This is a genomic window from Pseudoalteromonas sp. NGC95, assembly GCF_015864705.1.
Classification (GTDB): domain Bacteria; phylum Pseudomonadota; class Gammaproteobacteria; order Enterobacterales; family Alteromonadaceae; genus Pseudoalteromonas; species Pseudoalteromonas arctica.
Genome location: NZ_JADYWR010000002.1, coordinates 256,430 through 277,624, shown reverse-complemented (window position 1 = coordinate 277,624; position 21,195 = coordinate 256,430). Strand labels below are relative to the sequence as shown.

General features: G+C 38.5%; 19 protein-coding genes, 1 tRNA gene and 1 pseudogene. 8 read left to right on the top strand and 13 right to left on the bottom strand.

Features of this window, described 5'->3' with window-relative positions:
• Positions 1–148 precede the first annotated feature (148 nt).
• Both proB and I6E70_RS03615 read left to right on the top strand, forming a co-directional pair.
• The gene (gene proB / locus I6E70_RS03620) at positions 149–1,255 is read left to right on the top strand and encodes a glutamate 5-kinase (protein ID WP_010554355.1); all 1,107 of its coding nucleotides are present in this window, start codon (positions 149–151) and stop codon (positions 1,253–1,255) included.
• On the top strand, positions 1,252–2,499 hold the full coding sequence (locus I6E70_RS03615; protein WP_007586417.1) for a glutamate-5-semialdehyde dehydrogenase: 1,248 nt from the start codon (positions 1,252–1,254) through the stop codon (positions 2,497–2,499). Before proB ends, I6E70_RS03615 begins: the two co-directional genes overlap by 4 nt.
• A gap of 73 nt (positions 2,500–2,572) precedes the next feature.
• Here I6E70_RS03615 and I6E70_RS03610 read toward each other — a convergent pair whose 3' ends face one another.
• From I6E70_RS03610 to I6E70_RS03595, 4 genes are all read right to left on the bottom strand, one after another.
• Positions 2,573–4,780, bottom strand: a complete 2,208-nt coding sequence (locus I6E70_RS03610; RefSeq protein WP_007586418.1) for a two-component system response regulator — start codon at positions 4,778–4,780, stop codon at positions 2,573–2,575.
• A 59-nt stretch (positions 4,781–4,839) separates the two neighbouring features.
• On the bottom strand, positions 4,840–8,058 hold the full coding sequence (locus I6E70_RS03605; protein ID WP_197188040.1) for an ATP-binding protein: 3,219 nt from the start codon (positions 8,056–8,058) through the stop codon (positions 4,840–4,842).
• On the bottom strand, positions 8,058–9,320 hold the full coding sequence (locus I6E70_RS03600; protein WP_197188039.1) for an ABC transporter substrate-binding protein: 1,263 nt from the start codon (positions 9,318–9,320) through the stop codon (positions 8,058–8,060). Before I6E70_RS03600 ends, I6E70_RS03605 begins: the two co-directional genes overlap by 1 nt.
• 178 nt (positions 9,321–9,498) lie before the next feature.
• Positions 9,499–9,574: transfer RNA gene (locus I6E70_RS03595), tRNA-Ala, on the bottom strand.
• A 166-nt stretch (positions 9,575–9,740) separates the two neighbouring features.
• Here I6E70_RS03595 and I6E70_RS03590 point away from each other — a divergent pair.
• Positions 9,741–10,136 carry a hypothetical protein gene (locus tag I6E70_RS03590; protein ID WP_024592478.1) on the top strand — a complete coding sequence of 132 codons (396 nt, stop codon included), beginning with the start codon at positions 9,741–9,743 and terminating at the stop codon, positions 10,134–10,136.
• 1 nt (position 10,137) lies between these two features.
• The gene (locus I6E70_RS03585; protein WP_197188038.1) at positions 10,138–10,638 is read left to right on the top strand and encodes a prolyl-tRNA synthetase associated domain-containing protein; all 501 of its coding nucleotides are present in this window, start codon (positions 10,138–10,140) and stop codon (positions 10,636–10,638) included.
• Here the strand turns inward: I6E70_RS03585 and I6E70_RS03580 are convergent.
• A pseudogene (locus I6E70_RS03580) lies at positions 10,605–11,761 on the bottom strand (MFS transporter). The gene I6E70_RS03585 and the pseudogene I6E70_RS03580 overlap by 34 nt on opposite strands.
• A gap of 198 nt (positions 11,762–11,959) precedes the next feature.
• Between I6E70_RS03580 and I6E70_RS03575 the strand changes: the two are divergent.
• From I6E70_RS03575 to I6E70_RS03560, 4 genes are all read left to right on the top strand, one after another.
• Positions 11,960–12,499 (top strand): DUF2058 domain-containing protein, encoded by a 540-nt coding sequence (locus I6E70_RS03575; protein ID WP_002957867.1) that lies wholly within the window; start codon positions 11,960–11,962, stop codon positions 12,497–12,499.
• 183 nt (positions 12,500–12,682) lie between these two features.
• Positions 12,683–13,006 (top strand): c-type cytochrome, encoded by a 324-nt coding sequence (locus I6E70_RS03570; protein ID WP_002957866.1) that lies wholly within the window; start codon positions 12,683–12,685, stop codon positions 13,004–13,006.
• A gap of 165 nt (positions 13,007–13,171) precedes the next feature.
• On the top strand, positions 13,172–13,939 hold the full coding sequence (locus tag I6E70_RS03565; RefSeq protein ID WP_121953742.1) for a class II aldolase/adducin family protein: 768 nt from the start codon (positions 13,172–13,174) through the stop codon (positions 13,937–13,939).
• A gap of 26 nt (positions 13,940–13,965) precedes the next feature.
• The gene (locus I6E70_RS03560; RefSeq protein WP_007375956.1) at positions 13,966–15,141 is read left to right on the top strand and encodes a mandelate racemase/muconate lactonizing enzyme family protein; all 1,176 of its coding nucleotides are present in this window, start codon (positions 13,966–13,968) and stop codon (positions 15,139–15,141) included.
• A gap of 94 nt (positions 15,142–15,235) precedes the next feature.
• Here I6E70_RS03560 and I6E70_RS03555 read toward each other — a convergent pair whose 3' ends face one another.
• The 8 genes from I6E70_RS03555 to I6E70_RS03520 form a co-directional block, all read right to left on the bottom strand.
• On the bottom strand, positions 15,236–15,607 hold the full coding sequence (locus I6E70_RS03555) for a hypothetical protein (RefSeq protein ID WP_197188037.1): 372 nt from the start codon (positions 15,605–15,607) through the stop codon (positions 15,236–15,238).
• Between the two features lie 49 nt (positions 15,608–15,656).
• Positions 15,657–16,496: an amidohydrolase family protein gene (locus tag I6E70_RS03550; RefSeq protein ID WP_197188036.1), complete on the bottom strand. Its 840-nt coding sequence runs from the start codon at positions 16,494–16,496 to the stop codon at positions 15,657–15,659.
• 10 nt (positions 16,497–16,506) lie between these two features.
• Positions 16,507–17,235, bottom strand: a complete 729-nt coding sequence (locus tag I6E70_RS03545) for an SDR family NAD(P)-dependent oxidoreductase (RefSeq protein WP_010554366.1) — start codon at positions 17,233–17,235, stop codon at positions 16,507–16,509.
• A 21-nt stretch (positions 17,236–17,256) separates the two neighbouring features.
• Positions 17,257–17,745, bottom strand: a complete 489-nt coding sequence (locus tag I6E70_RS03540) for an FKBP-type peptidyl-prolyl cis-trans isomerase (RefSeq protein WP_007586440.1) — start codon at positions 17,743–17,745, stop codon at positions 17,257–17,259.
• Between the two features lie 66 nt (positions 17,746–17,811).
• On the bottom strand, positions 17,812–19,281 hold the full coding sequence (locus I6E70_RS03535; protein ID WP_197188035.1) for a LysM peptidoglycan-binding domain-containing protein: 1,470 nt from the start codon (positions 19,279–19,281) through the stop codon (positions 17,812–17,814).
• A 55-nt stretch (positions 19,282–19,336) separates the two neighbouring features.
• Complete coding sequence (locus I6E70_RS03530; RefSeq protein WP_024592487.1) at positions 19,337–20,359, bottom strand: MBL fold metallo-hydrolase; 1,023 nt, start codon at positions 20,357–20,359, stop codon at positions 19,337–19,339.
• A 63-nt stretch (positions 20,360–20,422) separates the two neighbouring features.
• The gene (locus I6E70_RS03525) at positions 20,423–20,728 is read right to left on the bottom strand and encodes a cell division protein ZapA (RefSeq protein WP_197188034.1); all 306 of its coding nucleotides are present in this window, start codon (positions 20,726–20,728) and stop codon (positions 20,423–20,425) included.
• Positions 20,728–20,958: a hypothetical protein gene (locus I6E70_RS03520; protein ID WP_007586448.1), complete on the bottom strand. Its 231-nt coding sequence runs from the start codon at positions 20,956–20,958 to the stop codon at positions 20,728–20,730. Before I6E70_RS03520 ends, I6E70_RS03525 begins: the two co-directional genes overlap by 1 nt.
• Between the last annotated feature and the right edge of the window lie 237 nt (positions 20,959–21,195).

The window sequence follows — 21,195 nt, the reverse complement described above, 5'->3', positions numbered from 1 at the left end:
TTCTTGTTTTAGATATGGTTTTTGCGTGTGTGTAAAAAAGTGTTGCCTAAATGAAAAGAAAAATTCGAAGCTATGTTTTAAACCTAGCTACTTAGTTTTAGCTCGTCTAATTAAGATGAGCGCAGATAAAATGGAAAGTTGAGCATTTATGCAAAAGTTAAATTGGCGACGTATCGTACTTAAAGTAGGTAGTGCATTAATTGCACCAGATCAAGATGGCTGCCGTTCGCGTTACATATTAACCATCGCACAGTTCATTGTTCGTTGTCGTGCCCGTGGAATCGAGGTGATTTTAGTATCATCGGGTTCTGTAGCGGCTGGAGCGCATTTATTCCCATCAGACAAACCTCGCTCTGTGGTGATGAAAAAAGCAATGGCAGCAGCAGGCCAAACAGAAATGATCGCCATGTGGGACCGCTTTTTTGACTTTCCATCTGCGCAACTATTATTAACGCACGGCGATTTACGTGACCGCGAGCGTTACCAAAGTATTCGCGAAACAGTGTTTACTTTGCTTGAGCATGGTGTTTTTCCTATCATTAATGAAAATGATGCTGTAACTACCGACGACTTAAGAGTGGGTGATAACGACAACTTATCAGCAATGGTCGCAGCAGCAGCCGATGCCGATGCGTTATTAATATTCTCAGACGTTGATGGGTTATATGATAAAAACCCTAACTTACATGATGATGCGGTGTTACTGCCTGAAATAAAATCAATTGATGAATCTATTTATGCTATGGCAGGATGTGCTACAAGTGCTGTTGGTACTGGTGGCATGAAAACCAAAATAGAAGCGGCAGAAAAAGCAACGTCACACGGTATCGCGACTTATATTATAAACGGCTTTAAAGAAGAAACATTTACGAAACTGCTAGCTGGGGAAAATCCTGGTAGCGTATTTTTACCGTACGAAAAGCCGATGCAAGATTCTGTACATTGGATGACACACACAGCAAATGAGCAAGGTGAAGTTGTTGTTGATGGATCATTTGATGAATCCCTTGAAGGTGAAAGTGGATGTATTCGCGGTGATGAAATCATGGAAGTCCATGGTGAATTTGCTGTTGGTGATACCATTTTAGTACGTAGTGAAGACGGTACGCGTTTAGCTAAAGCGACCGCAAATTATAGTAGCTGTTTGTTAAACTTTATTGCAGACAACGAACAGAGTGAATTCAGCGAAAAAATGCAGGATTCAATTGGACCAGTTATATCTGAAAAACATATCGCATTATTGGAGAAGTCATGAGTTTAATTACGGACATTTCACGCCAGACAGCTAAAGCTGCCCATACACTTGCTTTACTCGATACCGAGACTAAAAATCAAGTACTAGTTGAAATGGCAGCGGCACTAAGAGAGCAAAAAGCATTTATAATCAAAGAAAACGAAAGTGACCTAAGCGCAGCACGCGACAATAACTTAGCAGCCTCAATGATCGACCGCTTAACGCTAAACGATGAGCGTATTGAAGCAATGGCAGAAGGCATTGAAGTAATCGTAAGCCTGGACGATCCTGTTGGTCAGCTACGTGATATCACAGAGCGTCCAAATGGCATTAAAATTCGTAAAATGCGCGTACCTCTTGGCGTTGTATGTATGATTTACGAAGCACGCCCAAATGTAACAGCAGATGCTGGCGCATTATGTTTTAAATCAGGTAATGGCGTAATTTTACGTGGCGGTAAAGAAGCACTTAAAAGTTCGCAAGCTATCGCAAGTGTAATGCACAGCGTACTTGAAAAGCATAACTTACCAGTATCACTTATTTCAGTGATTCCAGATCCAGATCGTGCACTATTAATGGAATTAATGCAGCAACGTGAAAGCATTGACTTAATAATTCCACGTGGCGGTGAAGGCTTAATTAACTTTGTTACTGAAAACAGTACGATCCCAGTAATTCAGCATTACAAAGGCGTTTGTCATCTATATGTAGATAAAGATGCAGACCTAGAAATTGCGCTTAACTTACTACTTAACGGTAAAACGCAGCGTACCGGTGTTTGTAATGCACTTGAGGGCTTAGTAGTTCATCAAGATGTTGCAGATGAGTTTTTAAATCTGTGCGCAGTTGTATTACGCCAAGAAGGTGTAAAAATAAATGCTGACAGCTTTGCAGCTAAATACTTTGATAATGCAACTGTGTTAGCCGATAACGAATTTGGTGAAGAATATCTAGACCTAGAAATCGCTATTCGTGTTGTACCAAACTTTACGGCAGCGGTTGAACACATTGCACAGTTTGGTTCAAACCACACTGAAGTAATTTGCACTAAAAACGCAGCCGCTGCAGAGTTATTCCAGCGTAGTGTTGATGCCTCTGTAGTGATGGTTAATACATCATCTCGCTTTTCTGATGGCTCACAGCTGGGTCTAGGCGCAGAGATTGGTATAGCAACTTCTAAGCTTCATGCATACGGACCTATGGGACTTGAGTCACTTACTACTGAGAAGTACTTAGTGAATGGTGAAGGCCAAGTTCGCGAGTAACCGCTAAAGCTTAATTTCATTAAAAAGCCGAGTATGGAAATACTCGGCTTTTTTTTTTCAGACTACTCTGTAATTAATTTAGTTTTTCAAGCCAGTCGCTTGCAGGTTCAGGCCTGTGTAAATAATAGCCTTGAAGAATAACTTCTGGATATTCTTGCAATAAATCAAAGTGGGACTGGTTCTCTACACCTTCAGCAACTATCTCGAGTTCAAATAAACGGCCTAAGCTTACAATCATATCAATAATCAACTTATCGTTATTATCAGTCGGTGCTTCCAATACAAAAGAACGGTCAATTTTTAGTTCTTGTATGGGTAATTGTTTAAGGTAAGTTAAACTCGAATATCCAGTACCAAAGTCATCAATTGATACCCTAATACCTAGCTTCTTGAGAAAGTGAACAGCCTCAATAGCCGCTTCCATGTGGTTAAGCAATGTACCTTCAATTATCTCAATAGTGAGTTGCTGAGGATTAATGCTATGTTGCTTTATTTGTTGGCTAATAAAGCTTAAAAAACGCGCTTCATGAAAGTGCCTGCCACTTACATTAATTGATAGGTTTAACTCAGGGTGAGTTTTACTAAGTTGCGTTAATATTTCAAGTGCATTTGAAGTTACCCAGCAATCTAAGTCATAAATTATATCTGACTCTTCGGCTATAGATATAAACTCACCAGGGCTAATGAAGCCTTTTTGAGGATGCTCCCACCTTAATAAAACCTCAGCCCCTTTAAGGGTTTGGCTTCGGTCAAATTGGGATTGTAAATATAGGGATAACTCATTATTTGAGATTGCTTTACGTAAATCTTGCTCGATTTCAAAACGGCGTTTTGCTTGCTCGCCAAACGAAGTATCAAAAAAGGTAACTCTATTACCGCCTTTTTCTTTTGCTTTGTAACAAGCCGCCTCACAGTTACGGATTGTTTCTATAGCACTTTCCCACTGATCTTCCCGAGGAAAAATATACGTGCCAATACTTACTGTTAAGCTAACGTCTTGTTCATCAACGACAAAGGGGTGGTTTACACTTATGATCAGTTCTTGGGCTTTATTTTCAGCCATAGCTTGGGCTCTGATCCTGCCAACGCCTTTTTCAACTGTACACAGTACTGCAAATTCATCACTGCCTAAGCGAGCAATAACATCTTTTTTATTCACCTTAGAATGAATTCGTTTAGTTAATTCTTTTAAAATGTTATCGCCAGCGAGTAGGCCTAATCCATCATTTATTGAGTGGAAGCTGTCTATGTCAATAATATAAATATAGGCATAACTATTTTCGGTACTACAAACCTGAAGTTGCTGCTCCAACTGCTTTAAAAAACCATTTCGGTTGGGCAAACCTGTAAGTTCATCATGCCATGTGAGGTAGTGAATTCTTTCTTGCGTTATCTTAACGCTAGAAATATCACTAAATACACCAATATAGTGCACGTTGGTATCTTGCTCGCCTCTTACCATACTAAGAGTTAATAACTCAGGATAAAGCTCGCCATTTTTTCGTCTGGTTACTAGCTCTCCACTCCAATATCCTGCTTGGTTTGCATGATGCCATACTTGATCAAAGCTAATACTAGGGTGGTTATTTTGTTTAATATCGTGCAACTGCATTTGCAGGGAGTCAGATTCAGAGTAACCTGTAATCCGGCAAAATGAAGGGTTTACGGCAATGATTTTTCCGTTACTGTCGGTAATAACAACACCATCGGCAGTTCCCGTTAGGGCTTGATAAAATAATTTTTGTTTTGATGAGAGCTCTTTTAATTCTTCTTCTCGCTGGCTTAGCTCTTGTATTAGTGATTCTATTTCAAGTAGCTTGTCGTGCAGGTCAAAGTTTTTTTCGATAAGCCTATCTAGCATGCCTTGAGCGGTAATATGAGTGCGAATGCGTGCTCTAACGAGCGCTAGCTTGTAAGGTTTGTGTATGTAGTCAATTGCGCCCATAGCAAAGCCTTTTTCTTCAGACTCTTCCTCGGTAAGCGCAGTTACAAATATGACGGGGATGCCTTTGGTATTTTGTTTCGCTTTGAGTATATTACATACTTCGTAGCCGTCCATGCCAGGCATCATTATGTCTAATAAAATCAAGTCAGGCCGAGTTGACTCAATAAAGATCAAAGCCTGCTCACCACTAGTAGAAATACGTACATCGTAGTCAGTTAAAAGTCCTTCTACTAATACGTGTAAATTACTAGGTTCGTCATCAACAATAAGAATTAAAGGTTTATGTTTTTTCTCTGTGGTTAATCCATTACTGTTTGCGAGGTAATTTGAATGCACTATCTGTCCTTCTCTGCGTTCTTTACAATATTAAATCTAGTTCAGGTTAGTGGTTATGCCTAATTTTTATTATCGTTTCTATACTTATCAATAAGCTCAATTACTAACGCGTAGTTAAAATGATCAATTGCTTCTTTGAGCTTAAATAGAGAGTGGCCTCTATCATATTGATTCATTTCTAGCTGTCTAACCAAACTGCTAGGTACGGGGCGAGCCGTTAATGCTAATGAGTATATATTATCAATAACCGAGTCTTCGTTTTCTAGTTCATGTTGCTGTATATGTTCTTTTTTGAAGCTATCAGCTATCAAAAATTGTTTTACAGCAAAAAGTGTAAGTATTAATTGCTCATTAAAATGAGATAAATTAATACTTTTCTTATCTATTAAGCTTTTCTCAACACTTTGCGCACTTTGTTGCAGTAGCTCAAAGCCTAATGTGCCGGCCAAGCCTTTGAGTGTATGTACTAGTCGAATTAAGCTTTCTAACTCTCCATTTTTGATTAATATATCAGCTTTAATCGAAAAGTCATTGTAATCGTTGACAAACTGAGTAAATAATTTAGCTAACAATTCGTCATTGTTTTCTAGGTTTTCTTTTGCTAAAGGCAGGTTTATAGTGCTCAGAGATTCGCTACTTTGCAGATGCTTTTCTATACTTTCGTAAAGCGCATCAAAAATAATCGGTTTTACTAAAAAGTCATCCATACCCGCTCTAAACGCTGCTTTTTTATCATTAGGATCTGCGGCTGCCGTAATGGCAATTATGGGAGTTTTGTAGCCTCTCTCTCTTAATATGCTTGTTGCTTCAAGCCCATCCATAACTGGCATTTGAACATCCATAAAAATAATATCGATGTCATTTATCTCTACTTTATCTAATGCATCATGTCCATTATCAGCAATGATCACGGTCATATCTAATTTTGCTAAAAGGGCGGAGGCTATTTCTTGGTTAATTCTATTATCATCAACAACTAATGCATTAAAACCCGAGAATTTAGGGTGAGGCTTTAATTGCTTTTCTTTAAAATTATTTGGTGAAAGCTTTCTTAAAATTTCAACTTCACTATTTTTATTACCAATAATTATAATGTCTATATTTTCATTTCTTGCAATTGGCTCAGGAGACTCTTCATCGGTAATTAATAAAATCAGTGTCAATTTTTCATTAACGTTTTTATTTTGAGCGTACAGTTGTTGTAAAATAAAGTTATCGTTGAGCTCTTTTTTTTCTATCGACATTATTACAATACTAAATGGGCTACTAGGCTGAGACATTTTTGCAATGGCCCTTAATGGTTCTTGTGTTGTTTCTGTCGTTATATTTATATCACTTAGTAAGTCCATTAATTTTTTAATTTGCTCATTATCGGGGCTAATTAATAAGGCGTGTTTTTTAAGCTTTTGTTGCTCAGATAAAGTAAAGGGTAGAGTAAAGAAAAACTCGCTACCTTGATTAATCGTGCTCCTTACTTGTATATCTCCGCCCAGCAATTTAGTTAATTGTTTGCTTATAGTGAGTCCTAAACCGGTCCCACCATACTTTCTTGTTGTGCTTGAATCACCTTGCGAGAAAGACTGAAATATAATTTTTGATTGCTCTTCAGTCATCCCAATACCCGTGTCTTTTATACTAAAGCGTAGGTTTATTGTTTTTTCGTGTTGAGATGTCGCTTCTATAATTAATGATATTTCACCATGCTCTGTAAACTTAATTGCGTTACCTACACAATTATTTATTATTTGGCTTAAGTGCATTGGGTCGCCAATAAGTTCAAGTCCTGCATCAACGTGTAAAGTGAAATTTAGTAGCAAGCCTTTTTGCTTGGCATTTGTTGAGAATAAATTTTGAACGTTAGAAACAATAGTATGTAAAGTAAAAGGGATTTGCTCTAACTGGACTTTTTCCGATTCTAGTTTAGAAAAATCTAGAATATTATTTAAAATCTGCAATAAATTTTGAGCACTTGAAAAAGCTTTATCTGCATAATGTTTTTGTCTTGAGGGAAGCTCACTGCTTTGTAAAAGCTGCAGCATACCTAATATGCCATTCATTGGGGTGCGAAGTTCATGACTCATATTGGCTACAAAATCTATTTTTGTTTTATTGGCTTTATCGGTTTGCTCCATAGCACTCGTCAGGTCGGCATTCATTGCTTCCATTTGGGAATTTAATACGCGGGTTTCATTGAGTAGCTCTTTGGTTTGCTTATTTTTTAAATATAAAGCGTTTGCTGCTTTTATTACCGATGCTATTTCAGTTTGATTTTGGCTGTTATTTGAAATAGTTACTGGCTTTTCGCTATTCATATCTTTAAGTAATAAAGTGAGCTGAGTAATTGGTTTTATAACCGATCTAAAAATAAAATAGCTTAATAATAAAATGATTAACATAATTAAAACGGCAAATATATTTGCCTGTTCTGTATTTTTTGCTAAGTGGCTACTTAGTAGCTCTTCTGTGTCGGTTAGTTTATTTTTTTCTATATTTTTAATTTCATTAGTTAAATACAGCAATTCGTTTTCTATGCCTGTAAGCACTACATTTACAGAAAAAGTGTAGCTACGGGTGAGTAATACAAGTTGGTTATAAGCTTGTTTTAAGCTTGTTGTTTTATTGGAGAGGGATTCATTTATTACAGAGGTGCTCGTTAGTTTTTTATGTAAGTGATTTAAGTTTTGTTTTACATTTTGTGCTTCATCAAAATTAGGTTTATAGAGATAGCTTATAATTGCGTGTTTTAAATTACTTATTGTGAGTAAAACATCGTTAAAAATAACTTTATTATCATTGTTTGAAGACCCTTCTAAATCACTAATTGTTACCTGTAGGTCATCAATTGGCTGTTTGAACTGAGTAGTGTAAAGGTGTTCGCGTTTTTGTCTGTTTACGACAACTTGGCCAAATGTATCTTGGTAATTATTTAGATACTCGCCAAGGCGTATTAGTGAGTTTTGATACTCAGAGGTCTGGTTTTGAGTGTTTGTTTTTAGCTGCTCGAGATTTAGATTTGCCTTATTTAAATAAAAATTAAATTTGGTAATTGTATTTTCATTTGCATTGTCAATAAATGAAACTGCATGCCCTTGCAGGGAAATAATATCGTTTTCTAAGTGATTCACAGCTTCACTTTGAATAAGCGCGTTATGCTGCGACTTTTGCAAGTTAAGTAAGGACGTTTGCGAATAGTTAAACAAATAGCTTTGTAAAAGAAGTAATCCAATCAGCGAACACAAAGCTAATATTATTTTTGATTTAATTGAATTTATTATCATTATCGGCTAATCAACTCATACCATTTTTGCAGGCTGTAGTCATAGGTTGGCATAACTGTATTCCATACTGCTACATTGCTAAAGCGTTTATGGTAACTACCGCCATTACGTTGTCCACCTGCTTTTACTGCTACGTCGCCATTTGTATTTAATAAATCTATACTTGTTACTTTTCCACCGTACCAGTAATCCCATTCGGCTGGCGATAAGAGTAGTTTAGAGCGTTGTGGGTTACTAATGTAATAACCTTGGCGAGCAATAAATGCACCAGGCCAGCCTGAAAGCCACCAATTCATATAATCGTAAGCTGCATCTTTTACGCTACTTTGTGTTTGTGACGATAAACACATAACACCATGCCAGCCTCGGTAGCCTTCTTTTGGCGCGGCAAAACGAACATTAATATTTTGGCTGTTTAACGCAGAGACGGCAGGCGAAAACATACTTTCTATATGGGCTCGCTTACTTCTCATAAATTCAATCGACTCAGGAACCGAGTTCCAATAGCCACTAAAGTGACCTTGGCGTTTAAAGTCGAGTAATATACTAAATAATCTATCAAGTTCTGGGCGAGTCATCGCACCTATATTGTTAAATTTTATAAGCCCTTTACTTTGCGCTGCTAGGGCTAGGTCAAAGAGTCCAATGGTAGGCGCATTTACGATAGCTACTTTACCTCTGTTCTCGTCATCAAGCAGCCAACTCCAGCTTTCTGTTTCGTATGCTATACCGGGCTTAATAAAATCGGTGTTGTAACCAAAAGAGTCAACATTATGCACATAAGGTAAAAAGCTAATATGATCGCTTTCTTGTGCGCTTAATGTGCCATCGGGTTGAACATTTAATAATTTATAGGGAGCATCACCTGCACCAATACTTGCAGTTTCGGTTAATTTTCCCGTTTTAGTAAGTGGATTTATCTCGTTAAAGTAGGTGAGTCGTTTTTTTTCTATTGGCTGTATAGAACCTGCATCCCAAAGCACATTAATGCTGTTTGACCATTGTTCGTATAAATCAAAGGAGCTAGGGTCCATTGATGCCTTTTGCAAAACGGCAGCGCTGCCTGCGGGAGTAAATTCTATATTAATACCCAAGTCACTCATCGCTTGTTTGCGGATAGCCTCTTGGAGTGTTACATGCGTACCAAGCACTCTTAATGTGACTTTTTTTCGGGCAAAAACATAAGGCGCATGTGTTATTGCACCAGCTGTTAAACCTATAGCAGCTAGCTTTTTTAGCGTCGAACGCTTAGGGTTGTCCATGTTAAGCCTAAAGTACTAATGTGTGACATTATGTATAGCTAAGAACTTGTAAAGACACAAGTTGAATGGATAAATTTAAAATTATATATAATGAGAAATTAAAATAGTAGGGTATCAAAAAATAATAAAACAATGGAAAAATAGAAGAGTAGAGCGAATTTGAAAAGGAGTAGGAAAGTGGTGGAGCTAAGCAGGATCGAACTGCTGACCTCCTGCGTGCAAGGCAGGCGCTCTCCCAGCTGAGCTATAGCCCCACATTCCTAAGTTACATATAATGTAACTGCTTGACTGCTGAGTTCCAAGCGGGACGAACTTTAAGTTTTTTTATAAAATTGGTCAAGTATTTTTTCGTAAATTTTCACTGTTTACGTCAATTTTTGTTAGACTCGGCTTAATTCAAAACTAAAACGATAAAAAACAATGAAAAAATGTGTTCTAGCGCTTATGGTTTTACTCGCTGGCTGTGCCTCAAATGATGAGCCGCCTTTTGAAATAAATAATAAACAGTTTCACGAAAAGCAAGATGAGCAAGGCAATAAGCTTTTTGCTTATGTTGTTTCGGTAAAAGCTAAGCATCGTGAAAACTTTAACCTAGACCGTGGTCCTAACAATAGACCAAGCCGTGGTGAGGTTAAGCAGTATATAGAGAAAGAGCATTTTGAAGAATCGAGCATTCTAAAGTTACAGCTAGAAGACCAAGCAGTTGAATTATTGAACCAAGAGCTAAAAGAGCGTAAATACTGCGATAACAAACATGAAGTTAATGATGTTTTATGGCGAGATTTGAGTGTACAGCTAAGAGGGCGTTGTTTGTAATATGTTGGCTGATAAAACTAAGTTAGCAGAGCTTTTGGCGCACCTAGATATTAACTATGATGTAATAGAGGATCCGCCGCTACATACTAGCTTAGCGGCTGATGAGTTTATGATTGAGCGCCCAGGTACTCGTCTTAAAAACCTGTTTTTACGCGATAACGAAGGCAAGCGACACTTTTTAGCCATTACAGCGCACAATAAGCAACTCGATTTAAAGGCACTATCAAAGCAACAAGGGCTTTCGCGTTTAGGGTTTGCATCGAGTGAACGCTTAGCAACGTATTTAAAAGTGGCTCCTGGGTGTGTATCTATGTTGGCTCTTTTAAATGATAAGCAAAACGAAGTGAGCTTATGGGTTGATCAAGATATTTGGGGTGGTGATTTGTTTCATTGTCATCCGTTTGAAAACACCCAAACATGGTTGCTTAGTAAAGCTGATTTAGAAACATTTTTTTATCACACAAAGCATCAACCGCGCGTTGTATTTTTACCCTCAAAATAAGCCCACATAATTAACGATAAACCGCATAAGCAAACCGCGAGCAGCGTAAACATAAACGCTGTTTGCCCATGATGTTGGTATACCACACCGGGTAATAACGACCCCAATGCCCCACCACTGTAATAAAACGATACATATCCGCCATTGGTTACGCTTGGCGGGGCTTTACTTATTTTATTAACGAGCGGTGCGGCAGTTGAATGAATCACAAACATAGCACCACAAAACAAAGTAAATGCGATTAAAAATAAGCTAAGCTGGTGGCTCATTAATAAAATAATACTCACACTATAAAAACTAAATACCGCAGTTAATAAATGCCAAGGCGAAGGGACTTTTTTAAGTAACCAAGGTGCAGCAATAGAGGCGAGGGCACCAACTAAATAACCACTGTAAACTAAACCTATGTCACGAGTATTGGTAATTAAAAACGTGTTTTGTAATATAAACGGTAAGTAATTAAGTAATTAAGTAATGCAGCAAAACAAAAAAACATACAAAAGACGGCACCGTACACTTTAAGGATAGCGCCTTCTTTAAGTTGTTTAATGTAATCCAGAGGGGAGAGCTGCGACGGTGTAGCTGGGTTTGTAAAGCGAGAATGCTTAATTGTCAAAGCTAAGCAAATAAGCATAAAAGCAATTACGTAATAAAAGCTCTGCCAATTCCATAAGTCGCTAAACAAAGCTGCGAGCACACGACCAAAGTAACCACCAACTATACTGCTACCAATATATAGGGTCATGTTTTTTTGAAGTGTATCAGCGCTATAGCTCATACCTATATAGCTAGTCATTGCTGTTAAAGCTGCGGGGAGCGTTAAACCTTGTAAAAATCTGACTAATAATAAAAGCTCAAAGCTAGGTACATAAATAAAAAGTAAGCAGCTAAGGCCTAAAAGCACCATTGCAATACGTAATATAAGTAGTGGATTTATTTTTGCTAAAAATAAACCATAAACGAGCGGGGCAATGGCTAAGGGCAGCATAGTTGCAGTCATTAAGCTGCCAGCTACCGCAGGTGCTACATTAAATTCGCTCGCAAAAAGGCTAAGTAGGGGTTGGGGTGCATAAAGCACAAAAAATATAAATACCGAGCAAACGAGTAGATGAGGTAAACGCATTATATGGCTCGTGCATTTGCTGATTGGTTGCGTGGTATTGTATTAAAAATTGCTTTTAATTCATAATTAAAACCATAGTCATTGCGCTATATCATGGTTTGTTTTAACTAGTTTGCTAGATTAATGTCGATAGCGCTGTTATTTGAACTCGTTGGTGATTAAAATAGCGATAATATTAGTTTTTAGTGGAACAAAGCCATGGGTTCATTACAAGACCAATTGCTTCAAGCAGGATTAACAACATCGCATAATGCTAAAGTTGCTAAATCAGAAAAGCGTAAGCAACAAAAAAAGCAAAAGAAAGGGGCTACTAGCAACCCAAGTGATCTGCAAAAGCATATTCAACAAACCAAGCTAGAACAGCAAAAAAAAGCTGAAGAGCTTAACCAAACACGCCAAGTGAGCTTAAAGCAGCGCGAGCAAGAAGCGCGTGTTAAACAAATTTTAGAGCACCACAACCAAGACGCTATTCGTGGTGAGCGCACATTTAATTTTACTTATCAAAATAAAGTAAAAAATATCGACGTAAACGAGAAAACGCAAAAAGCGTTATCGGGCGGTCGTTTAGCTATTTGTGTACTAGAAGGGCAATTTTACGTATTAGACGACGAACCAGCACGCAAAGTGGCTGAAGTTGACGAAAAGTATATTGTTTTTCATGTAGAGCCAGAAAACAAACCAAAAGATGAAGATGACCCGTACGCAGACTTTGAAGTACCAGATGATATAGTGTGGTAATAGTCCATTAAGGGTAAGCTCATTTTTATTTGATAAAGTATATAAAAGTGAGACAGAAACGAGTTAGCGGTTTTTGGTTAAGTTGATCGTCTAGCGTCGTTTCGTACGTATGCTTTTTATTTGATTGTTTACTACAATCAATAGAACAGTTTTTCTAACCGTCAAAAAAGAAGAGTAAATACAATGAGCAAGATGAAAACACTACTATTAGGCGCGGGCATTACTTTAGCCGCAAGCTTCTCGTTTAATGCAGCTGCTGCCGATGGCGCTGCACTTTATACCGCTAAGAATTGTCAAACTTGTCATGGCGCTGAAGGTAAAGCACCAATTATGGGTATGTACCCTAAACTAAACGGTCAAAACAAAGACTACTTAGTAGCGCAAATGAAAGACATCAAATCAGGTGCACGTAATAACGGTATGACCATGGCTATGAAAGCAATGGTTGCAACGGTAACTGATGAAGAGTTTGAAGCAATTGCAGATTACCTAGCTAACGTAAAATAATTTACGCAGCTATACCATTTTAATGCAATTGGTATTTTAGTTTTATAAACAGCCACACAATAGTGTGGCTGTTTTGTTTGGTGTTTGCTATAAAATAGAGACTGCTTTAGACTTCTAAACATCTGTTCGTACAGGTTAATAATGTACGTTTTTAAAAGGCTTATTATGTTTGATTTACCCCAACTCGATTTAAAAAATAAAGTATCGGCACAAGAGTGGCAACTGCGTATTGATTTAGCCGCGTGTTATAGGCTGGTAGAGCACTTTCGTTGGGGGGATTTAATCTATACGCATTTATCAGCACGTTTGCCTGGCACCGATCATTACTTAGTGAATGCCTTTGGTTTAACCTTTGATGAAGTAACTGCGTCTAATTTAGTAAAGGTCGACTTAGACGGTAACATTATTGACGATACGCCATTTAGTATTAATCCAGCTGGTTTTACTATTCACAGTGCGATTCATGAGGTACGCGAAGACGCTCATTGTGTTATTCACCTTCATACTAAAGAAACAATCGCAGTCGCTACACAAAAAAATGGTTTATTACCGCTTAGCCAGTATTCAATGTTTTCACTGCCATCGCTTTCTTATCATGGCTACGAAGGGCTTGCAGTAAACGACGACGAGCGAAAAGTGCTGCAAGATGATTTGGGCAGTACTAACCATATGTTATTGGTAAATCATGGTGGCTTAACAGTAGGGCCAACGGTAGGCGATGCGTTTATGCGCTTTTATGATTTACAGCGAGCGTGTGAAATCCAATTAGCGCTACAATCAAGCTCGCAAGAGGTGATTGAAGTACCGCAACCTATAATCGACAATATTTATAATCAAGCAAACGTAGTACACAGTGGCAGCACTGGCGGGCAACTTGCGTGGCCTGCGATGTTACGTAAAGCGTATCGACTTGACCCTAGTTTTGCAAAATAACCCATAGCGGTTAATAAGGAATTTTAATGAAAGTAAATCGCGTTGAAGTATTTGATATTCACTGTCCTGATAGACCTTCTTGGACACCTGTGTTTGTACGTATTCATACTGACGAAGGTATTAGTGGTGTTGGCGAAGCGGGCCTTGCATACGATTTAGGTCACAGTGCTGCAGCGGCTATGATTAAAGAAATGGCCGACGCCTTTTTAATCGGCCACGACCCTTTTCAAACAGAAAAACTATGGTCACGTATGTTACGTGAGAGCTTTTGGGGTTTAGGCGGCGGACCAGTTGTATATGCTGCAATGAGCGCAATTGATACCGCACTTTGGGATATAAAAGGTAAAGCGCTTGGTTTGCCTGTATATCAATTATTAGGCGGTAAGGTTAACGACAAACTACGTACGTACGCTTCGCAATTACAGTTTGACTGGGATAGCGAATTTAAAGCGCTAGTACAACCGCAAGAATATGCAGAAGCGGCTTTAAAGGCGATGGCCGAAGGTTACGATGCAGTAAAAGTAGATCCAATTCAGTACGATAAAGACGGCAATACTTATTACGACCGTACAAAAATAATCTCACGTACTGAAATGAAGCTATACCGTGCGCGTATGCAAGCTATTCGCGAAGCAGTAGGCGACGAAGTAGACATTATTTTTGAATGCCACAGTTTACCGGGTGTTACAACCGCCATTCAGTTGGGTGAAATTGCAGAAGAATTTGACTGTATGTACTTTGAAGAGCCAGTTAACTATTTAAACCATTCATTACACGCAAAAGTAGCAGATAAAGTTAATGTGCCTATTGCTGGTGGTGAACGTTTGTATAATCGCTGGGGTGTACGTCCGTATTTAGAAGATCAAAGTATTGATGTACTACAGCCAGATATTGGTTTGTGTGGTGGTTTTACCGAAACCAAAAAAGTATGTGATTACGCTGATATTTTTGATGTGCGTATTCAAGCTCACGTATGTGGCGGGCCTGTTGCAACAGCAGCATCACTGCACTTAGAAACGGCTATCCCTAACTTTTTGATTCATGAGCACCATACTTATGCGATTAAAAAGTGGAACCGCGAGTTATGTTTACAAGACCCACAACCTAAAAATGGTTTCTTTGAAGTGTCAGAAGAGCCTGGGTTAGGTATTGAATTAAACGATGAGATTGTTATGCGTTCTCAACGCGTAGAAATAAAATAATAGCCTTTTAACCTAACTTTAGGTTATGCATTAAAAAGCCGGTAAGTGATTAGTCACTTACCGGCTTTTACTTGTTTGGGGGAGGTAAAGCTTGTTATAACTCGTTGATTTTACATTCTACGTCTTTAAGTTCAATAGTTGCTTTACTATCAAGGTGGCGTATATAGCATTGCTTGCCTTTTATCATCAATTCAAACTGATCGGGTGTATTGCGACTTTGCGTGTCGATAATATTATTACCATCTACATTACTAAGGGTTACTGTGCTGCTGGTAGTAAATACATCATCAGCTAATTGAGTCTCTTGCATATGTACAAGTGTTTTAATTGCTCTGCTAACGGCTGTTTTATTTGGCTTTGCCAGTAGGGCATGTTGCAGCTTAGGTGTCGGGTCCGGGTTTTGAGATATGCAGCCATTGAGAAGAAGCGCTGAAAATACAACGATTAGTAAAAAGTACATTTTCATAAATTGGCCGTATTATCATAAAAAGAGAGTTTAATATAACTAGTTTTACTTACACTTGGTAGTAGTGCTTAGCGTTTATATAGCTAAGGTCATGCCATGTCTTATCGTTTGAGCATAACGCCTTATGGCAGTGCCATAGGTTGTTGTAGCTTGTATTTATTTGGCACACAGGGAAGTTGCTAGCAAACATAATACGCTGCTTGCCAAAGTGATTAAAAAGAAAACTAAAACACGCTGCTTGTTGCTCGCTGGTGAGCCTAAGTAATTCAAAACCAGAGAATTTAATTGCTATGTTGTCATGCTGAGCAAGTAACTCAACACCTTGTCGCCAATCATTTAAATTACTTGGCAGTCCTGCATGATTAATTATAATTTGAAGCTGCGGTAGCTGTTTAGCGTAGTAAGCTATTTGTTTGGTTATTTCGCTATTTTCAATATCAAATTGAGCTTCAAAATGCAGTTGGGTATCTGATAATATTGTTAGGTTTTTAAAACTATTAGCATCTAATAAACGCTTTGCGTCAGTACCTTCGGTTATATCTCTAATGCCACACAAACTCAGATGAGCTAAAGCTTCTAACGAGTTTATAAACTGATCAGCCGATGAGTCAATTTGGTTGTAACTAATAGCCTTAAATGAAAGGCTTTTTAAATGCGAGCTTAGCCAGTTTAGCTCGTTAATAGGGGAGGTGTTATCAAACCCTGCTTCTATATGAACAAGCCCTACTAGCTCAAAGTCAGTACTTTTAACAAGTTGCTGTGCACTTACTGGCTGTTTTATTTTTTCTAAATTTGGCCACGCTGGTGGGTTAGCGCCTTGTAACCATGAGTATTGACCTTCTACTAAATTAAAAAAGTGTACGTGTGGGTCAATAATTTTTAGGCTCATTGCACATTACTCATTGGGCAGTGTAGCCACCGTCAATGCTTTGTAGGCTGCCAGTAATAAAGCTGGCATCGTCGCTTGCTAAAAAGCTCACAAGGGCAGCAACCTCATCGGCTTGACCTAATCGGTTAAGCGGTTGAAGACTTGCTTCCTCGGCAACTATTTCAGCTTTGTTTGCGCCACTTTTTGCGCAGTACGCATCTATCGCGTTATGAAAAAGCGGGGTTTCTATTGTGCCAGGGCATACCGCATTTGCTCTAATATTAAAACCCGCGTAATCAAGCGCTGTTGTTTTAGCCATTGAGGCAAGGGCATGTTTTGTTAGGTTATACGCAAAAGAGTTTTGCTTACCTATAATTGCCTGATCGGAAGCGACTAATATAATAGCGCCGCCATTTTGCGCTTTCATGCTTGGCAATACGCTTTGTATTGCGGCATAAGCGCCTTTAACATTAAGCGCAAAAAGTGCATCGAGAGTTTGCTCGTCGGTGCTTTCTATATTTGCGCTTAAGTGTTTTCCAGCATTAGAAACAAGTACATCAATACGTTTGCTTTGTTCACAGATAGCGTTGATACAGCTTTGTACCGCCGATACATCACTTACATCACACTGATGAAATATACCGATTTCGCTCAGCTCTATATCAAGGTTATGTACTTCATAGCCGTTGTTTAGCAAACGCTTAACTACGGCTAAGCCAATACCTTTTGTACCACCTGTAACGACTGCAACTTTAGACATACTTACTTCCTTTATTGCTAACTAGTGAGAGTGACCACAGCCGCCTTCAGCGTGCACGTGTCCGTGAGAAACTTCTTCACTTGTTGCTTCACGTACTGATATAACTTCAACGTCAAACGTTAGCGTTTTACCAGCAAATGGGTGGTTTAAATCACAATCTGCGTTAAAACGACCAACCTTAACAATAGTAACCTGATGACGACCTTGGTTAGAGCTAACCATTGCTGTCATACCTGGTTTCCATACTTTAACGTCGCCTTGTAGGTGCTTAAGCGGAATACGTTGAATTAAGTCATCAACACGCTCGCCGTATGATTCACTTGGCTCTAGAGTTACACTAAATTTTTCGCCAGCTTCTTTGCCTTCAAGTGCTTTTTCTAAACCAGGAAGCATGCCTTCACTGCCATGAATGTAAGTAAGTGGCGCTTCGTTTGTGCTACTTTCAATTTGCTCGCCCGCTTCGCTAAGGGTGTAATGAAATTCAACTGCTGAATTTTTGCTAATTTGCATGCTTGTCTCTTCAAATAATAACTATGTTAGGGCGCAATTTTACGCGAAATATACTTGTTTATAAACTTAACGTGGCTGATTTAGTGTTTTTTGTAAATTTAGCAGAAAATCTTTTTTTGTTGGGGCTGCTTTTTGCTTTTCAGCCTGTGGTATAAACAGCACTAATTGAGTACCAGGCTTTAAAATGCTAGATGCAGAGAGTTTGTTCCATTTTGCCAAGTCGCTATGAGGTACATCGTAAAGCTGACTTATACTCCAAAGGCTATCGCCCGACTTAACTTCGTAATCTATTTCAATGGTGGGAATCGCAATCTCTTGGTGTTCTAAATAAGGGCTAATTTTGTAATCAACTGTTAATGTGCTTGGCAGGGTTTTAGGTTGTCCAACTAATAACTTTTCTCCAACGCCTATTAAATTATTATTTTTGTTATTAAGTTGTTTTAAAGCTTTTACCGACATACTAAAACGTTTAGCAATACCGTAAAGCGTGTCGTTTTGTTTAACGATGTACTCTCCAGCAAAGTTTGATTTAAAAAACTGACTTTTTAATAAAGCCTCTTGTCCTATAGGAAGCAGTAAAGTATGCGGCCCGTTAGGTGAGCTTTGATTTTTTAAATATCCCTGATTAATCGCGTGTAACTGCTTTGAACCTATACCAGAGAGCTTAGCGATGACTGAAAAGTCGAACTGCTGGCCTATATTCATCTGTGTTGTAAATGGCTTATATGCAAGCTTTGGGCGTTTTATGCCCTTTTGTGGGTGCTTAACTAAATAGCTTAAAGCGAGTAACTTGGGTACGTAGTCGGCGGTTTCTTTTGGCAGACTGAGTGACCAGTAATCGGTGCTTTTACCGCGTTTTTTATTTTTTTCGATTGCGCGTTTAACGCGGCCCTCACCACTGTTATAAGCGGCCAAAGCATGTAGCCAATTACCATCAAAGCGTTTATGTAAGTAGCTTAAGTAATCAAGTGCTGCATCGGTTGAAGCAAGTACGTCTTGGCGACCGTCGTACCATTGGTCTGACTTAACTCCAAAGTGATGCGCTGTTGCGCCAACTAACTGCCAAACACCAACAGCTTGCTGTGATGAGGCTATCGTTGGTCTAAAATCGCTTTCTACAAATGGTAGTAAAGCGAGCTCCATAGGTAGTTGCTTTTGCTCAATTTTTTTTACGATATGATACAGGTAAGGCGCTGCGCGTTTACTCACAGTTTGTAAGTAGTTAGGTTGCTTTGCGTACCAGCTGATACGCTTTTTTAACGCGCGATTTTGATAAACCGTAAAGTGTAGATTGTTGGCTATATGCACCCACAGATCGGTGGTTTTTGGTGGGCGCTTTTTTACGATTGTTTTTTTGAATTGAAGTGACGTAACGTGCTCACTAACTTGGGGCGTTTGAGCTACTTCATCATCAGTATCATAAGTATAGTCAGGCTCAAAATGAGTAAATATTTGTGGAGCTTCTTGTGGTTCTTGCTCCGTTGATTGACAACCAAATAACAAAATACCCAAACAACATAAAACCAAACTGCGCATAGTGATCACTTTTGTAAATTCCTTTTGTTATTTTAACACAATCCGTTGTGTTGAGTTATTCTGCGCTTTTTGCGCGATTTAGGCCAGCTTGTAAAAAGAAGTTACTCGATTTTATATTAAGCGCTTCTTGTTTATAAGGCTCAATAACTGATTCAGGAAACGATAGCATTAACTGCTCAATACTTTGATCTTTATTGTTTTTAACGTGCTCTATTATGGCTGTTAAAAATGATAGAGGCTGTTTCAGCTGCTCTTTTGTTAATGTGCCGCCGTGCCCAGGTAAAATAATAGTGAGCTTTTCGTCGTTAATATATTGCTTAAGCAACGTTTGCCAACTTTTAAGTTCACCGTGTCCAGGATAAGGAAGCCAGTCAACGATATCGCCACCAATCAGCACACTGCCATTATTAGTAGTAATAGTTAAATCGCCGTTAGTATGGGCTTGTTGCGGCTCAAGCGTTACCTCAAAATCACCAAGGTCGATAACTTTACGACTATCAATTACTATTTCGGGTTTGCTAAGCTGATACTCCTGCCAGCGAAAAAGTCGTTTTTTTGCAAGCTCTAACTTATTTCGCCATTTAGCTTGCTCTTCTTTGGGCACATTCGCTAATCGTTGGTAGCTCAGCTCAATGCTCTTTTCATACGTGTCTAGTTTGTCGGTATATGCTGTTTGATAAAGGTTAAAATTTTTATTTACCTGCTGATGAACAATGAGCTTAGCATCAGGGTAAAAATTTTGCATAACCGCCATGCCCAGCAAGTGATCGTCATGGTAGTGGGTAGCCACTAAATAGCATAAAGGTGTTTTAAGGCGTTTCTTTAAATCTTCAGCAAGTTGTTCAACTGCGGCAAAATTGGCGCTCGTATCAACAAGTAGGGCACATTTTTCGCCTTCAATTAATACTTGGTTAGAGTCGTAAAAGCGAAGCTTGTCTTGTTGCTTTAAAAACTGAATATGAGGGTTTATTGTATTCCAAGTGACGGCAGCATAGGTGCTAGGTACTATTGATAATAAAGTGCATGCTAATAGTAAGTGCTTACATGAAGAGGCTATGTTTGAAAGTTTTAATTTCATTTATTATCTCTACGCTGATGTTTAATTACTTTAATAATAAACAAAAAGCGCAGTATGCGCTTTTTATTTTTTGTGTTTGGGGTCATTTGCCAAATGCTGACTGAGTTTATCAATCATTTGGTCTTGATGCTGTTGCTCAACTGTAGCCTGTGTTTTTGCTTCTAGCAATTCGTGGCTTAAGTTTAATGCTGCCATTAGTAGGGCTTTTTGATCGTTTCTAACGGTTGAGCGTTGCTTCATTTGCTCAACTAAGTCATTTAGATTTTTAGCTGCTGCTATTAATGCATCTTCCTGCCCTTCAGGGCAAGCAAATTGCTGCTCTTTACCTAGCAACTCAACAGTGACCCGCTGGTTTTGCAGCTCAGACATTAGCTAGCCTGTTGTGCGCTTTGTAACTTATCAAGAAGACCAGATAAAGTAGTGCTGGCATCTTTTTGCTTTTCTTCATTTTCTAAAGCTTCAAGTTGTAGCAATTCGTTGTCATCGCTTAGTTTAGTGTTCTGTTCTTTTAAAGTAACAACATCTGTTTGTAATTGGTTATTACGTTCGATTAAAGAATCGATCAGTTGTTCGAGTTGTTGAAGAGTAGTGTTATTCATAAAGGCGCTCATATAACTGTAATTAATGTCATGCAAATGTAAAGCAAAGTGTGTTGATTTGCCAGCATTTACGGTGGTTTTAGCTGATTTTTCTTTTGCGTTAAGGGATAATTCAGCATATGGGCTTTTTCATTCAGAAATGGTTCACTTAAACACTCTCTTATCTTGGTGTAAGTTGCCAAAGCCTAGTGCTTATGGTTCACTTACGATATTAAATTGCGTATGGCGAAAATAAAT

Excerpts from the sequence above, each read along its gene's own strand:
- I6E70_RS03575 (WP_002957867.1), top strand. The coding sequence starts at position 11,960 with ATGGGTTCATTACAAGACCAATTGCTTCAAGCAGGATTAACAACATCG.
- I6E70_RS03545 (WP_010554366.1), bottom strand. The coding sequence starts at position 17,235 with ATGTCTAAAGTTGCAGTCGTTACAGGTGGTACAAAAGGTATTGGCTTA.
- I6E70_RS03585 (WP_197188038.1), top strand. The coding sequence starts at position 10,138 with ATGTTGGCTGATAAAACTAAGTTAGCAGAGCTTTTGGCGCACCTAGAT.
- I6E70_RS03525 (WP_197188034.1), bottom strand. The coding sequence starts at position 20,728 with ATGTCTGAGCTGCAAAACCAGCGGGTCACTGTTGAGTTGCTAGGTAAA.
- I6E70_RS03590 (WP_024592478.1), top strand. The coding sequence starts at position 9,741 with ATGAAAAAATGTGTTCTAGCGCTTATGGTTTTACTCGCTGGCTGTGCC.
- I6E70_RS03565 (WP_121953742.1), top strand. The coding sequence starts at position 13,172 with ATGTTTGATTTACCCCAACTCGATTTAAAAAATAAAGTATCGGCACAA.
- I6E70_RS03520 (WP_007586448.1), bottom strand. The coding sequence starts at position 20,958 with ATGAATAACACTACTCTTCAACAACTCGAACAACTGATCGATTCTTTA.
- proB (WP_010554355.1), top strand. The coding sequence starts at position 149 with ATGCAAAAGTTAAATTGGCGACGTATCGTACTTAAAGTAGGTAGTGCA.
- I6E70_RS03540 (WP_007586440.1), bottom strand. The coding sequence starts at position 17,745 with ATGCAAATTAGCAAAAATTCAGCAGTTGAATTTCATTACACCCTTAGC.
- I6E70_RS03570 (WP_002957866.1), top strand. The coding sequence starts at position 12,683 with ATGAGCAAGATGAAAACACTACTATTAGGCGCGGGCATTACTTTAGCC.
- I6E70_RS03530 (WP_024592487.1), bottom strand. The coding sequence starts at position 20,359 with ATGAAATTAAAACTTTCAAACATAGCCTCTTCATGTAAGCACTTACTA.
- I6E70_RS03615 (WP_007586417.1), top strand. The coding sequence starts at position 1,252 with ATGAGTTTAATTACGGACATTTCACGCCAGACAGCTAAAGCTGCCCAT.
- I6E70_RS03560 (WP_007375956.1), top strand. The coding sequence starts at position 13,966 with ATGAAAGTAAATCGCGTTGAAGTATTTGATATTCACTGTCCTGATAGA.
- I6E70_RS03555 (WP_197188037.1), bottom strand. The coding sequence starts at position 15,607 with ATGAAAATGTACTTTTTACTAATCGTTGTATTTTCAGCGCTTCTTCTC.
- I6E70_RS03600 (WP_197188039.1), bottom strand. The coding sequence starts at position 9,320 with ATGGACAACCCTAAGCGTTCGACGCTAAAAAAGCTAGCTGCTATAGGT.
- I6E70_RS03605 (WP_197188040.1), bottom strand. The coding sequence starts at position 8,058 with ATGATAATAAATTCAATTAAATCAAAAATAATATTAGCTTTGTGTTCG.
- I6E70_RS03535 (WP_197188035.1), bottom strand. The coding sequence starts at position 19,281 with ATGCGCAGTTTGGTTTTATGTTGTTTGGGTATTTTGTTATTTGGTTGT.
- I6E70_RS03550 (WP_197188036.1), bottom strand. The coding sequence starts at position 16,496 with ATGAGCCTAAAAATTATTGACCCACACGTACACTTTTTTAATTTAGTA.